The following is a 14,124-nucleotide window of genomic DNA, read 5'->3' as shown; positions in this document are numbered from 1 at the left end:
TCAAAAAGTAACAAAAAATGCCGGCTGAAAATTTTTCTTTTAAAGCAAGTAATAGGGCTTGGGCAGTAGAATCCGAAAAATTTGTTAGGCCGGACTTAAGTAGAACGGAGACACAGTGCGAAGGCCTAGCTACGCCGAAATGCATAGGTTCCGCAAGTCACTCATTAATAGACAATTGCAAAATAACGTCAATGGTAACTTGTTTGAGGGTCTTTATAGCAAGGCGGTTTTACTGAAAAGATGCTGAAATAGTTCAGCACGACGAAACGGCTAGCAATTTGTCATAATAAAGCTCATTAATTTTTAAATATTAATCGGACCTAGGTTAATAAGCCCATTTTTATGCTATTCTAATTTATAAGATTTCTCGACTTCACTGCGTTTCGCTCGAAATGACGTCCTTTACATCTTTGAAAAGAATAATTTCACTACTACATCTACAAATTTCTAAATCTCCGGTGGGGTGTGCCAGTCAATAAATGTCTTTCTGCTTATCATTTTTAGATAGGGGTAATTTCCATTTAATTGTTTACGCTGTTTTAGTTCGTACAAAAAATGGCCTCCCAAATCAACAACAATTTTAGCAGCGGCTGAATACCATACACTGTGAGGCTGTTTCCAGCAGAAAGAATAGAGGTTTGAAGTGAATTTAATTCCTTTAAGTTCAGGGTGGTAAAAATTAAGTATCTTCGGATTGGATATTCCTTGTATCAACTCTGCTTTCCTAACCATCGAAAGATGATCGGAATGACAAAATTCATACCCGGCTAACTTCGGATCATCCACATCGGGCAAATGTTTCAATATTTTAAAGCCCTTAAACTTTTTACCATTCAATACCCATGTTAAATTTGGATAAAAAGCCTCCCGGCTGTTTAGTTCGGCAAGCGTTATCGGCGAATTTTGAAACTCAATGGTATAGCCGGATGGCGTAAATATATCCGCCCGGTGAAGATCGGAATTGGCAGCATCATAAAAGGCAATCTCTCTAAACGATGGCGGAAAAGCCAACTTCCAATCGCGATGCCAGGACGTTTCTTTTCGATAATGTTCTTTTTTAGGTAAAGAAATCACCGGAGCCACCTCATCACATGGAATATCTTTTCTGATTTCACCATTATCCATTCTCTGTCCACAATAAAAACAATCAATTAGGGAGACACAAATTTAAACTAAAATTTTTAGTACAACAAGGATTTAATCTACGCATGTAAATTTAGAACTATTGTTGACCACGAAGAACACAAAGTACTCGCTGAGCACGCAGAGCTGGGCGACTATAATTGAAACCTTGTCTTCGTACCTCCGACATCTGACTTTAAAATTTATTTACCACATAGGGACACATTGTAAAAGCAACCGAGTACGCAGAGCTGGGCTGCTATTATTTGAAACCTTGTCTTCCTACCTCCGACATCTGACTTCAAAATTTATTTACCACATAGGGACACATTGTAAAAGCACCGAGTACGCAGAGCCACGCGGATGTAATTTGAAACCCTGTCTTCTGACTTCCGACACCCGACTCCGGACTTAACTCCAAACTATTCACTAACTTTGCAGCATGACCATCCAAGAAATACAACAGTTAGAAGATTTTTTTGCCCAGGCCGGTAAACAGCAGGTTCCAATTTATCTTAATGAGGCTACCGCAATTACAGATTATGATCATTTTCTTGAAAGCCATCTTATGCCACTAAAGCTCAATCCTGATGCAAAAGTAAATCAACCGCTTATTCACAGACTGAAAATGCTAAAGTTGCTGATCGAATCCAATAGTTAGGATATTAAAGGTAAGGTAAATCATCAAATAGAATCGTTATCCTGAGCCTGTTAAGGATCTGCTACGATATGCCCCAATAAGCTAAGGCATACCAGGCGGTGATCACATCACCTACTTTAGTTTTTAAAATAAATATTTCCAACTATATTGGCCACAATTCGTTATTGATATGCATTTGATCCTCCATTATGACTAAAAATATATTCATTGCTTCAGCCGAACCTTATACCGGGAAATCAGTAATTGCTTTCGGTATGATTAACATGTTGTTGGCAAAAACCCAGAAGGTAGGGTATTTTAAACCCATTATAGCACAAGACGATCCGAATAAAAAAGATGAGCACGTTGAAGCCATGTTAGATTATTTTTCGCTTCCTGTTAAGTATGAGGATGCTTTTGCTTTTACCCGCCAGGAAATGCTCCACCAATCAGAAGACAGCGGAGGAATTATCAATACCATTATCAGTAAATATAAAAAACTGGAAGATAATTACGATTTCACTGTAATTGAAGGAAGCGATTTTTTAGGTGAAGGTATGGCTTTTGAGTTCGAGTCGAACGCTTTAATGGCCAAAAACCTGGGCGCTCCTGTTTTAATAGTAGTATCAGGAAAAAACAAAACGGCAAGTCAGCTTTTTAAATCTGCCATCAATATCTACCGTAACTTTTTGTTGCGCGATGTACAGGTATTAGGGGTAGTAGCAAACATGGTAAATCCCGAAGAGGCAGAGCGTATTAAGCAAGCTTTAGGCAATCAATTACCCGCTGAATTACTGATCGCCGTTATTCCAACCGAAACAGGCCTGCAAAGTCCGACCATGAACGAAATTACGGCGGCCCTGGGCGGCGAGGTACTTTTCGGAACAGAATTGCTGGACAATCAGGTTGATAATTTTGTAACAGGTGCCATGATGTTACCTAATTTTTTAAGGCATATTAAAGATAATTTACTTATTGTTACCCCAGGCGATCGTGGTGATATCATTATTGGCGCCCTCCAAGCCAATTTATCTGCCAATTACCCCAAAATTGCAGGCATTGTTTTAACCGCGGGCAGCTTGCCTGATGAACCAATTATTAAACTAATTGAAGGTTTACAGACCATTATCCCCATTATAGCCGTAAAAAAAGGGACTTTCGAAACCACCACCACTATTGGCGGTATCCACTCAAAAATTACCATCGAAAACAAGAAAAAGATTGCACTGGCCATAGAGCTTTTCGAAAAGTATGTTGATATAAAAGCATTGGATGATAAAATCATCACTTTTAGCTATCAGGGCATCACCCCACATATGTTTCAATATCAACTGGTTAAATGGGCCAAACGCGATAAAAAACATATCGTTTTACCGGAAGGTAATGATGAGCGAATTTTAAAAGCAGTAGAAAAACTGATTGCACAGGATATTGTAGACATTACCCTTTTAGGCGATCCTGCCGAAATTACGAACACGATCAAAAGACTTGGATTAAACCTTGATATCAATAGCTTTAAAATACATAACCCTGCCCATTCCATTCATTATGGTGATTACGTGAATACGTTACATGAGTTGCGTAAGAACAAAAATGTAAACCTCGAAATGGCCACAGACATGATGACCGATGTTTCTTATTTCGGCACCATGATGGTATATAAAGGTGATGCCGATGGAATGGTTTCCGGTGCCGTTCATACCACTCAGCATACCATCAGGCCTGCGTTACAATTTGTTAAAACCAAGCCCGGTGTATCAGTTGTTTCTTCCATTTTCTTTATGTGCCTGCCAGAGCGGGTAGCCATATTCGGCGATTGTGCAGTTAACCCCAACCCTACTGCCCAGCAATTAGCTGAGATAGCGATTTCCTCTGCTGAAAGCAGTGCCAAATTTGGCATTGAGCCACGTATAGCCATGTTATCTTATTCTTCTGGCACATCAGGCGAAGGTGAAGATGTAGAACGTGTAAGAGAGGCCACTGCCATCGTTAAAACGAGGCATCCGGAATTAAAAATTGAAGGCCCAATACAATATGATGCTGCTGTAGACCCGCTGGTGGGTAAACAAAAACTTCCAGGGTCTGAAGTGGCAGGCAGAGCCAGCGTATTGATCTTCCCTGATTTAAATACCGGCAACAATACCTACAAAGCCGTACAACGCGAAACCGGTGCATTGGCTATCGGTCCGATGTTACAAGGCTTAAATAAACCCATAAACGATCTGAGTCGCGGTTGTACCGTAGACGATATTTTTAATACTGTTGTGATTACAGCAATCCAATGTCAAGACATTTAACATGAACATTTTAGTCATCAATTCCGGAAGTAGTTCCTTAAAATACCAGCTTTTTAGCATGCCAGAAAAAACGCCTGTTTGTAGTGGGCTTGCAGAACGTATTGGCATTGAAGCTTCTTTTATCAAACACACAGTTTATAGCAACGGTGAAAAATACGTTATGGAGGAGACTGGTTTCATAGCCGACCATGGTAAAGCACTAAAGCAGGTATTGGCCTTATTAACTCAGGGCGATTATGCAGTTGTTGCAAGTCCTGATGATATTGCAGCTGTTGGCCACCGTGTGGTACATGGCGGTGAACATTTCTCTGGCCCGACGATCATCACAGATGAGGTAAAACATCAGATCAAAAAGCTGTTTTCACTTGCCCCTCTGCATAATCCTGTTAATTACAGATGCATTGAAGTTGCTGAACAGACTTTTGTTAATGCCAAACAAATTGCGGTGTTCGATACCGCTTTTCATCAAACGATACCCGAAAAGGCTTATCGTTACGCCATTCCGGAATCGTATTATAAGGAAAATGGCATCAGGGTGTATGGTTTTCATGGTACCAGCCATAAATATGTAAGTAAACAGGCTAATGATTGGTTAGGCCAACAAGAAAGTAAGATCATCAGCATTCACCTGGGTAATGGCTGCAGCATCACGGCTATCAAAAATGGCCAGTCAATAGATACGAGCATGGGTTTTGGCCCGTTAAGTGGATTAATGATGGGTACACGTTCCGGAGATATCGATCCATCCGTTATTTTTCACTTAATGGAACATTCCGGATATACTTTAACACAGCTTAGTACACTGCTTAACAAGCAATCAGGGCTTTTGGGGGTGGGTGGCTCCAGCGATATGCGCGACATCAGAAGAATGATAAATGAGGGCAATCCAGAAGCAACTTTGGCAGTTAAACTATATGCTTACCGGATCAGGAAATTTATTGGAGCTTATGCAGCTGTTTTAAATGGCATAGATGCTATTATATTTACTGCAGGTGTTGGTGAAAACGACAGCCAAATGCGCGAAGCAGCATGCGCAGAACTGGAATACCTGGGTATCGAGTTAGATCCGCTAAGTAATTTAGCGTATAAGGGTGAATTAAAAGAAATTAATACTTCAACCGCTAAGGTTAAAATATTGGTTATTCCGACTAATGAAGAATATGAAATTGCCCATCAGTGCTTTGAGCTTCTTGGTTAAGACCTCCGAAGTTTGCGCTATGCCCTTGCGCTTTGCCAACTTCTGGAGTCTGACTGAGCTTAGGACGTCTCCAGAACAGACAAAATATTACCGGCCGGATCCCTGAACCAGGCAATAGCTGGTCCGCCGTTTCCACGCGAAATACCTTTTTGATCGGTTTTGATTGATTCCTGATTATAAATTTCAAACTTCACACCTTTAGCGATCAGTGCATCAACTGTTTGTTCTATATTTTCGACCGGAAAATTAAGCACTGTAAAGGTTGCGGGAACATGATTAGGTTTTGGGTAAAGGAGTATATTCGATGATCCGGATACCGACACCTCAATCACTCCCATTGGGTGATCTTTCACTTCGAGGCCCAATACACCCTGATAGAATTCTTTTGCCTGCTGTACATCATCTACAGAAAATGAGCTGAATGCTTTTGAGTTTTGTAACATAACTTATTATTTATTTGTAAAAAAGAAATGTGAATTTAGCCAGTAGCCTATTGATGATAAATTTTGCTGGAGGCAGATAAAGGCCTCAACGGGATTAATTATTACTCATTTTTCCAGGCACCCAACAAACGCCTTACGACAACAATTTCGGCAATATGATAAGCATTGTGATCTGCAATCTGTAAAGCTTCAGTTAATATACGCTGCCCATCGCCATGCGGTATCTTATCGTATAGGTTGGATGATTCCAAAAATGCTATAAATGCCTGGAGATCATCGTCGATTTGCCTTAATGTGTTACTCCAGGTTGCTTCATCTTTGGGCGCCGGTTCTTTCGGCCAATATCCATCAGGCCATTTTGGCGATTGATGGGTTCCATCCTTACTAAATTCCAGCATATCCCATTGAGCGATTCTGATATGTTCTGCCAGTTGCCAGATACTGTATGGCAAATGATAAGGCCTTTCGCCCAGGAGATTAAAAGGCAGACCGGTTACAGCATCCTTAAACCCTATATGTGCTCCACCTCCGTTTAAAAGCTTTTTTAATTCAGTAACCAATATTGCAGTTTCATTTTCCATAATGCATACCTGTTTATAAAACAACAATACTCATTCTAATCGGTTTGTATAAAAGTTATTTTTGGATGCGGAAGTGTTTATTTTTAACACGCAATTTATTTAATTTGGGGGCATGAAGCTATCTTTCCCCATCCTTAAAGAATATACCTACCTCAATACTGCCAATTCAGGTGTTTTATCCACTAGCTTAGCTGAATGGCGGATGCAACATGATGAAGCGTTTATGGCCTCCGGAAGCGTTTTCAAAATGGAAAGTATGTCTCTTATTACCGATCTTCGAAATAATATCGCAAAACACTTTGGCTCAAAGCCTGAAAATACTTATCTCGTTCAGAATTTTTCGCTGGGCTTCAACATTTTATTAAATGGATTAGACAGGCATCAGCGTTTTTTGATTTTAGAGGAAGAATACCCTTCAGTAAGTTACCCCATCATGAGCATGGGCTTTGATTATCATAGTGTTACGATTGATGAAAAGCTTGAAGAAAATATCCTTAAAGCTGTTGAAAAATTTAAACCAACCATTTTGGCCTTTAGCATGGTACAATATATCAGCGGCCTGAGAATGGATGAAGATTTTATCAAAAAAATAAAAGCTACTTATCCTGATCTTTTATTGGTTGGAGATGGTACTCAGTTTTTAGGTACTACTACCTTTGATTTTGAGAAATCGGGCTTAGATGCGTTAATTGGCAGTGGATATAAATGGCTTTTGGCCGGATACGGAAACGGTTATGTGATGCTATCTGATCAGATGAAAGATGCGATATATGCAAAAAATAAATTGGCAGACCTACCGTCGGCACCATTTTTAAAAGGAAAAGATCATTTATCCATGTGTTTCGAACCCGGGCATTTAGATACCCTAAACTTTGGTACCTTAAACGAAAGTTTAAATGATCTTGGCGCAATGGGTTTCGATTACATTGAAAAAACTACGCAAACGATCAGCAACCAGGCAAGATTAGCATTAAATGCGAGAGGATTAGTCCCCGATTGGATGCTCCGTAGAAAGTATCAGTCTACCATTATGAGTATGATGCTGGATCAAAACATGGTAGATCGACTAGCTGCTGCAAAAATTCTCTGCTCACCAAGGGGAGCAGGTACCCGGATTTCCTTTCATTTTTACAATACGGAAGCAGATTTAAACCAGCTGCTTGCAATTTTGGATGGCAGGAATTAATCAACCTGCCAAATGGCGTCTACAAACAATTGTTTTTGATCAAAAAAGCGTTGAAGGGGTTTAAAACCTGTTTTTGTTGAGAGCTGATCAATATCTGCTAAAGAATACTTTTGTGAGATTTCCATGAAAATATATTCATTTTCGGCAAAATGAATCACATGGTGGCCAATATTTACTACCTGATTTTTTAAACTGATGAGGTAACTTTTACAGGCACCAGATGCCGGATCGTAACTGGCGTAATGTTCAAATTGATCTATGTTGAAATCACCGTCTAGTTCTTTATTGATGCGCTGAAGCAGATTTAGGTTGAAAGATCTGGTAATTCCACCTTTATCATTATAGGCGGCTAAAATCTGTTGCGGATTCTTTTTGAGGTCGAAGCCGATGATGAGCAGATCATCTGGAGAAAGCAATTGCTTAAGCGAAAAACAGAAGCTTTCTGCCTCGGCAACACTCATATTACCGATATTTGCCCCCATAAACAGCACAACTTTTCTGCGGTCAGACAATTCTGTAGCCTTCTGCAGCATATCAAAATAATCGCCGTTTAATCCTGTCATATCCAATGCAGGAAGTTTTTTAGGCAGATTTTCTTCCAGATCAGAAATAACGTGTTCCGAAATATCAATAGGAAAATAGCTGAACTCCATTTGTGCATCCAACAAAGCTTTTAACAAATGGATGGACTTGGTAGCGTCTCCTGCGCCCAATTCAATCAAATCGAAAGCTGTCCCATCCGCAGATATAGCTTGCAAAAGTTGTGCTGACTGGTTTTGGAGGATATCCATCTCCGCATTGGTTAGATAATACTCTTCCATTTCCATAATCTGCTGAAATATGCGGTCGCCGGCAGCATCGTAAAAATACTTGGAAAGCATAAATTTAGGTTCAGATTGTAGTCCTGCTAAGGTTTCCTGAAGAAACTGCGTTTTGTTATCAATTGGTATTTCGATAGTAGTTGTGCTCATATTGATTTTATTTTACCAGGCGTATGCCCGTATATTGCCATCTTAAATGTGGATGAAAGAAGTTTCGATAAGTAATGCGTGAATGATTTTGCGGGGTAGCGACGGAAGCCCCCCGAAGTACTTTTTGATTGACCATAAATTTGCCATTGTATTCTCCTATTGCGCCCGGTGCCTTACTAAAACCAGGATAAGGAAGGTAGGCACTCTCCGTCCACTCCCATCTTTCGCCCCAATTATATTTTTTTGCAGCCACCTCCCATTCAAATTCGGTAGGCAAACGCATGCCTTTCCATCCCGCATAGGCATAAGCTTCATAATAGCTGATATGACTTACCGGTGCACTTAAATCAATTGGTACAAGTCCGCCCAGGGTATAATTAAACCATTCTTCATTGATTAAATGCCAGTACATGGGTGATTTAACGTGATTGTTTTTTACCCAATCCCGACCCTCGGAATGCCAGTAACTAAAATTTTCATACCCACCTGCACGGATAAATTCCAAAAATTCGGCATTGCTTACCAATGTATTACTGATGGCAAAATCTTGCAGATAAACCTGATGTCTGTTGAGTTCGTTATCGAAGCAAAAACCAGTTCCTTCGTGTCCAATTTGATAAACTCCTGCCGGAATATTAATCCAACCTGGTTCATCTTTAATCGTTAAGATTTCTTCTTTGCCTTTAACATAAACCGGAAATAATGGATTATTCCCTAGAATATATTTAATATCGGTTAACAACAATTCCTGGTGCTGCTGCTCGTGATTAAAGCCCAGAACCAACAGTTCCCTAACCTCATCTTTTAAGTTTGTACTTAAAAAATTTACCATAGCGGTATCTACATAAGCCCGGTATTGATAAATTTCACTCACACTTGGACGACTTAAATTGCCTCGATCAGTGCGGATTACCCGATTGCCTACGGTTTCGTAATAACTATTAAATACGAAATTATAATCATCGTTATATATCTGATAATTATCCGAAAATGGCTTTAATATAAAAGTTTCAAAAAACCAGGTGGTGTGTCCTAAATGCCATTTGGGCGGACTCACATCTACAACCGGTTGTACCACGTAGTCTTCAGTTTGTAAAGGTTCACAAACCTGTTCGGAATATTTCCTAATCTGTAAGTATTCTTCTACTAATGTCATTAATTTTTATCGAGGTAGTTTTTAAGGTCTGTAATGCTATTAACATTCAGTTCTTTTGATTGTTTTTGCCGCATCATTAAGGCATATGAATTATTGAAACCGATAGGCTTGAGCCATTTGATTTTAAACTTTTTCTCAAACGCTGCGCTTACATAACGGTATGTTTTTTCTTTATCCTGAGCCATTTCTTTTGCAACTTTTGGATTTGGCTGTAATAAAACCAAAAGGCCTGTGCCGGTGTATTCGGGATAAAAGTCGATCTGATTGTTCAGCAGTGCATCAAAACAGATTTTTGTTCCACCCAATCCGGTTTTAGTGGCGACATCATAAGCGGTATAACCTTTAATCAACATGCTGTAGATTTCGGCTAAAATATATTGCTCTCCGAAAATCTTTGAACCGATCCTTACCGTGCCCTGATGTCCACTTTTGGGCGCTTTATACAAGCCCTTGCTGATCAGGAAGTCCTTAGCCACCCGTTCCGGCTGTTGATGAAGATAATCTGTCCTGTAATTCAGATCAGTCATGATCGAATCCGTAATTTTACCGGCGAGCAGATTTAAAGTTTTTTCCAGATCGGGAAATTGTTTTAAAGCTTCATCGCGAACAATGGGTGCAGCATAATAAGGTGGAAAAATATTCTTATCGTCTTTTAAAATTTTCAGGTCGAAAGCTTTTAAACGTCCGTCGGTAGAGTAACCGCTGATGACATCCAGTTCTTTAGCGTAAGCAGCCTTATACATCACCGCATCGCTGATTACGATGGTATGGATTTTTAAACCGTAAACTGATTTCAGTCCTAAGTCTCCATCCTGCCTGCCCATAAATTCCGGTGTAAATCCAGCGGTTAAAGAAGCTCCATACGCAGAAGGTAAGATATAAAATCCACCTAAAAGCAAAATCACTATAGGAAGGATGTACAAAACCTTCCTCAGCTTCCTAATGTCCATATTTTGAATAAGGGACAGTACTGCATCAAGTATAATTGCCAGTAAAGCGGCAGGAATGGCTCCTGCCAGAATCATATTGGTATTATTGAGCGAAATGCCGCCAAAAATAAATTCGCCCAGGCCACCTGCAGCAATAAACGAGGCCAGCGTGGCTACGCCTACATTAATCACGGTGGCAGTGCGGATACCTGCTAAAATAACCGGCATGGCAAGGGGCAACTCCACTTTTAATAAAACCTGCCTTTTACTCATTCCCATGGCCCTGGCGGCCTCTTTAACGGGCAAATCAATGCCGATAATGCCAGTATAAGTATTCCGGATAATCGGCAGCAAAGCATAAATCAGCAGTGCCACGATAGCTGGTTTGGCACCAATGCCCAAAACAGGAATCATAAAGCCCAATAAGGCAATACTTGGAATGGTTTGCAATACACCAGCAATACCTAGAATCATTCCGGAAAGTTTCCGCTTTCTCGCAATCAGTAAGCCTAATGGTAAACCGATGATGATAGCGAGAATTAACGAAATAAAGGTCAGACCTACATGTTGCAGGGTTTGGCTGAACAATTTATCAGACTGCCCCGACATAAATTGCCACAAGGTTTGATGTTGCTCATTCATGCTGCTGCGCGTTTTGGTACTGGTTAAATCCTTTAGTTAACTGCTCGAAATTGATGGATTTGACTATTTTACCTGCTCCACATACAAAAAGCTCAGACCTATCCTTATTTCGCAATAATTCCATAGCCTCCCAAATACTTAAATCAGCATTGACCGTTTCTTCATGATAAACTATTCCTTCAGGTAAATAATACCAAATATCCTGGATATTAGTGACCTTAAATTCCAGCACCAGCCTTTGTCCGGCAAGGAAATTCTTTACTACATCATTTATGGGATGGTACAATAATTCTTTTGGTGTACCGATCTGAACCACCTCCCCCTTATCCATCAAACAGATCCGGTCTGCGAGTTCAAAAGCTTCCTGAACATCATGTGTTACCATCACAATGGTTTTCCTTTTCAACTCCTCTAACGCTTTAAACTCTTTCTGGATACTGGTCCGCGTAACGTTATCGAGGGCTCCAAATGGCTCATCCATCAATAGTACCGGTGGATCTGTAATTAAGGCACGCGCCAGGCCAACACGTTGTTGCTGTCCGCCACTTAATTCGTGGGGATACATGGCCAGGATGCTTTCAGGAAGATGTAGTTTTTTAATCAGTTCCTGTGTCCGGCTTTTGATTTTTGCCTTATCCCACCTTAATAGTTTTGGCACCAGTGCAATATTACCGGCTATGGTATAATGCGGAAAAAGCCCGATATTCTGCATGACATAGCCTATTCCCCTGCGCAGCACATCAGGATTCTGAGCGATAATATCTTGCTTATTAATCAAAATCTGCCCTGAATCAGGTTCAATCAAACGGTTGACCATTTTTAAAGTAGTGGTTTTACCACAGCCACTCGCGCCCAGTAACACCAATGTTTCTGCTTTGGCCACACTAAAAGAGACTTGCTTTACCGCCTGGGTATCTCCAAATTTCTTGCTTATCTCTTTTAATTCGATCATATTATTTATCGAGTTTCATAAATAAATTATTCAGCGATTCGGTATAGGTAGGATGAGCAAAAACACAATACCTGATCCTATCATAAGTAATACCGCCTTCCATCGCCATTTGTAATACAGACATAATCTCCCCACCTTCTGACGCCAGAATAGCCGCTCCCAAAATCTTTTTCGTATCCGGATCTACAACCGCCTTCATTAAGCCCAAAGTTTCGTTGGTTTCAATGCCGCGTGCCACCTGCGACATCGGAATCATGGCAACTTTGTAATTCAATTTCTTTTCTCTCGCTTCCTTTTCCGAGATACCGATCCTGCCGAGTTGTGGATCAGTAAACATGCAATACGGCACTGGACGGTCCTCAATAGAATATGTTGTCCTTTCTATCAAGTTACGGTAAACAATAGTATAATCGTTATAGGCAATATGCGTAAAAGCAGGACCACCTTTTACATCTCCTAAGGCATAAATTCCCTTAATATTGGTTTCCAGTTTTTCATTCACCACCACATGGCCCTTATCATCCAATTTGACGCCACATTTTTCAAGTCCTAATGCAGCGGTTTGCGGTATCCGCCCTGCTGCAATAAGGATATGGCTTGCCGCAATGTTCTTTTTGGCTTTACCTGAATGAAGTGAAATATGGAGCTGTTTTTTATCCTGACTGATTTTATCAAACTCCACATCTGTAACGATAGCTATCTTTTCGTCAGTTAAGATTTCAGTTAGCGCTGAGGAAACATCTTCATCTTCCTTAGCCAATATACCCTTCGACTTTTCCAAAATGGTAACTTTACTGCCGAAGCGGTTAAACATTTGCCCAAACTCCAACCCGATATAGTTGCCACCTATGACCACTAAATGCTCCGGAATGTTTTCTATGTCTAAAATTGTTGTTGAGGTAAGATAATCTATTTGATCCAATCCTGTTATATCAGGAATGGCCGTTTTCGCACCGGTATTAATAAAAATCCAATCGCCGGTGATTTTTTCTTCACCACCGTTGTTAAGGGCAATGGTCAATTCTTTTTCAGCGCTGAACTTTGCCGTTCCAAAAATAAGCCTGAGTCCTTTGGTTTCGTTAATCCCTTTTTCTGATGACGACCTAAACTGATCTACAATATCATCTTTACGCCGAATGATCTTCTTGAAATCAATTTTAACATCACCAATTTCGACACCTAATTCGGAAGCCTTTTTGGCCTGGTACACGGCCTTCGCAGAAGCAATCATCGCCTTGGTTGGTGTACAGCCATCGTTGATACAGGTACCGCCAACAAATCTCTTTTCAATAAGCACTGTTTTTTTACCAGCCTCAGCAAGTTTTTTAGCTAACGGTACACCGGCTTGTCCCGCTCCAATAATTATCGCGTCATAATGTTTCATCAATGGGTTTTGTTTTGTTGTATTAGTAACCTGAATTAGTAGGTCAATGTTTGAGCAGGAGCGATTTATTTTTGGTTGGACTATCTCAGTTTATTTAAAAAAGTTACAAACTATATTCGAAAATCCGCGTTAGATCATTATAAACAATTGAATTGAGAACGTAAATCCCTAACTCATGCAAACGCAAACAACAGAAAATACGAACCTTACCGTTTTTATCCAGGATGATACTTCTATTGAAGATAAAAGGGAAATTTTATTAAACGGTTTATTGGATGATCTGAATAGCCAAACGGAATCTTTTAATTAAACTGGAAAATAGTAATCTTTAACTTATTCTTATGTTAAGGTAGGCGCATATACTTATAAGTGTTTCAGGCATTTCTCAAAACCAGTTAAGAATATTAAATCAAGAGATCTTATCAAGATAGATCACGCTATTCAACAGCGTTTCATTAGAGATGATGGGAACTTATAGTTTAGTCTATAAAAGCATATTTTAAGACGAGAAGAAAATGACATATACCTTTTTATGTATGTAGTAAGCGATTCAATCCATTTTCAATTTTGCTTGCGTGATTTCATATCATTACGTAAAACAAAGAAACTGTAACAGAAACCAT

At 39.9% G+C, this 14,124-nt stretch carries 13 protein-coding genes; 5 read left to right on the top strand and 8 right to left on the bottom strand.

The window, feature by feature from the left end; genetic code table 11:
* Positions 1-447 precede the first annotated feature (447 nt).
* On the bottom strand, positions 448-1,125 hold the full coding sequence (locus QZ738_RS01430) for a competence protein (RefSeq protein WP_293783443.1): 678 nt from the start codon (positions 1,123-1,125) through the stop codon (positions 448-450).
* Between the two features lie 439 nt (positions 1,126-1,564).
* Between QZ738_RS01430 and QZ738_RS01425 the strand changes: the two genes are divergently transcribed.
* The 3 genes from QZ738_RS01425 (at position 1,565) to QZ738_RS01415 (ending at position 5,257) form a co-directional block, all read left to right on the top strand.
* Positions 1,565-1,783: a hypothetical protein gene (locus QZ738_RS01425; protein ID WP_293783440.1), complete on the top strand. Its 219-nt coding sequence runs from the start codon at positions 1,565-1,567 to the stop codon at positions 1,781-1,783.
* Between the two features lie 188 nt (positions 1,784-1,971).
* Positions 1,972-4,059, top strand: a complete 2,088-nt coding sequence (gene pta, locus QZ738_RS01420) for a phosphate acetyltransferase (RefSeq protein ID WP_293783437.1) — start codon at positions 1,972-1,974, stop codon at positions 4,057-4,059.
* Between the two features lies 1 nt (position 4,060).
* Positions 4,061-5,257: an acetate/propionate family kinase gene (locus QZ738_RS01415; protein WP_293783434.1), complete on the top strand. Its 1,197-nt coding sequence runs from the start codon at positions 4,061-4,063 to the stop codon at positions 5,255-5,257.
* A gap of 59 nt (positions 5,258-5,316) precedes the next feature.
* Here QZ738_RS01415 and QZ738_RS01410 read toward each other — a convergent pair whose 3' ends face one another.
* Both QZ738_RS01410 and QZ738_RS01405 read right to left on the bottom strand, forming a co-directional pair.
* Positions 5,317-5,700: a VOC family protein gene (locus tag QZ738_RS01410; RefSeq protein WP_293783431.1), complete on the bottom strand. Its 384-nt coding sequence runs from the start codon at positions 5,698-5,700 to the stop codon at positions 5,317-5,319.
* Positions 5,701-5,801: 101 nt separating this feature from the next.
* Entirely contained in the window at positions 5,802-6,281 is a 480-nt protein-coding gene (locus QZ738_RS01405) for a DinB family protein (RefSeq protein WP_293783428.1), read from the bottom strand.
* A gap of 112 nt (positions 6,282-6,393) precedes the next feature.
* Here QZ738_RS01405 and QZ738_RS01400 point away from each other — a divergent pair, with 112 nt between their 5' ends.
* The gene (locus QZ738_RS01400; protein WP_293783425.1) at positions 6,394-7,467 is read left to right on the top strand and encodes an aminotransferase class V-fold PLP-dependent enzyme; all 1,074 of its coding nucleotides are present in this window, start codon (positions 6,394-6,396) and stop codon (positions 7,465-7,467) included.
* Here QZ738_RS01400 and QZ738_RS01395 read toward each other — a convergent pair.
* Genes QZ738_RS01395 through QZ738_RS01375 form a run of 5 tightly spaced genes read right to left on the bottom strand, consistent with a single transcriptional unit; the run spans position 7,464 to position 13,501 of the window.
* Complete coding sequence (locus QZ738_RS01395; protein ID WP_293783422.1) at positions 7,464-8,438, bottom strand: L-histidine N(alpha)-methyltransferase; 975 nt, start codon at positions 8,436-8,438, stop codon at positions 7,464-7,466. The two genes, QZ738_RS01400 and QZ738_RS01395, sit on opposite strands and share 4 nt — an antisense overlap.
* Before the next feature lie 7 nt (positions 8,439-8,445).
* Positions 8,446-9,594, bottom strand: a complete 1,149-nt coding sequence (gene egtB, locus QZ738_RS01390; RefSeq protein WP_293783419.1) for an ergothioneine biosynthesis protein EgtB — start codon at positions 9,592-9,594, stop codon at positions 8,446-8,448.
* Entirely contained in the window at positions 9,594-11,165 is a 1,572-nt protein-coding gene (locus tag QZ738_RS01385; protein ID WP_293783416.1) for an ABC transporter permease/substrate-binding protein, read from the bottom strand. Before QZ738_RS01385 ends, egtB begins: the two co-directional genes overlap by 1 nt.
* The gene (locus QZ738_RS01380; RefSeq protein WP_293783413.1) at positions 11,158-12,117 is read right to left on the bottom strand and encodes an ABC transporter ATP-binding protein; all 960 of its coding nucleotides are present in this window, start codon (positions 12,115-12,117) and stop codon (positions 11,158-11,160) included. Before QZ738_RS01380 ends, QZ738_RS01385 begins: the two co-directional genes overlap by 8 nt.
* Position 12,118: 1 nt before the next feature.
* Positions 12,119-13,501 carry a mercuric reductase gene (locus tag QZ738_RS01375; RefSeq protein WP_293783410.1) on the bottom strand — a complete coding sequence of 461 codons (1,383 nt, stop codon included), beginning with the start codon at positions 13,499-13,501 and terminating at the stop codon, positions 12,119-12,121.
* A gap of 175 nt (positions 13,502-13,676) precedes the next feature.
* On the opposite strand from QZ738_RS01375, the gene QZ738_RS01370 reads away from it, so the two are divergent.
* Entirely contained in the window at positions 13,677-13,811 is a 135-nt protein-coding gene (locus QZ738_RS01370) for a hypothetical protein (RefSeq protein WP_293783407.1), read from the top strand.
* Positions 13,812-14,124 lie beyond the last annotated feature (313 nt).

Source organism: uncultured Pedobacter sp., assembly GCF_913776295.1.
Taxonomy (GTDB): Bacteria; Bacteroidota; Bacteroidia; order Sphingobacteriales; family Sphingobacteriaceae; genus Pedobacter.
Note: the sequence above shows the minus strand (reverse complement) of the source record. Positions and strands in the feature narration are given on the sequence as shown.

Excerpts from the sequence above, each read along its gene's own strand:
- QZ738_RS01430 (WP_293783443.1), bottom strand. The coding sequence starts at position 1,125 with ATGGATAATGGTGAAATCAGAAAAGATATTCCATGTGATGAGGTGGCT.
- QZ738_RS01425 (WP_293783440.1), top strand. The coding sequence starts at position 1,565 with ATGACCATCCAAGAAATACAACAGTTAGAAGATTTTTTTGCCCAGGCC.
- pta (WP_293783437.1), top strand. The coding sequence starts at position 1,972 with ATGACTAAAAATATATTCATTGCTTCAGCCGAACCTTATACCGGGAAA.
- QZ738_RS01415 (WP_293783434.1), top strand. The coding sequence starts at position 4,061 with ATGAACATTTTAGTCATCAATTCCGGAAGTAGTTCCTTAAAATACCAG.
- QZ738_RS01410 (WP_293783431.1), bottom strand. The coding sequence starts at position 5,700 with ATGTTACAAAACTCAAAAGCATTCAGCTCATTTTCTGTAGATGATGTA.
- QZ738_RS01405 (WP_293783428.1), bottom strand. The coding sequence starts at position 6,281 with ATGGAAAATGAAACTGCAATATTGGTTACTGAATTAAAAAAGCTTTTA.
- QZ738_RS01400 (WP_293783425.1), top strand. The coding sequence starts at position 6,394 with ATGAAGCTATCTTTCCCCATCCTTAAAGAATATACCTACCTCAATACT.
- QZ738_RS01395 (WP_293783422.1), bottom strand. The coding sequence starts at position 8,438 with ATGAGCACAACTACTATCGAAATACCAATTGATAACAAAACGCAGTTT.
- egtB (WP_293783419.1), bottom strand. The coding sequence starts at position 9,594 with ATGACATTAGTAGAAGAATACTTACAGATTAGGAAATATTCCGAACAG.
- QZ738_RS01385 (WP_293783416.1), bottom strand. The coding sequence starts at position 11,165 with ATGAATGAGCAACATCAAACCTTGTGGCAATTTATGTCGGGGCAGTCT.
- QZ738_RS01380 (WP_293783413.1), bottom strand. The coding sequence starts at position 12,117 with ATGATCGAATTAAAAGAGATAAGCAAGAAATTTGGAGATACCCAGGCG.
- QZ738_RS01375 (WP_293783410.1), bottom strand. The coding sequence starts at position 13,501 with ATGAAACATTATGACGCGATAATTATTGGAGCGGGACAAGCCGGTGTA.
- QZ738_RS01370 (WP_293783407.1), top strand. The coding sequence starts at position 13,677 with ATGCAAACGCAAACAACAGAAAATACGAACCTTACCGTTTTTATCCAG.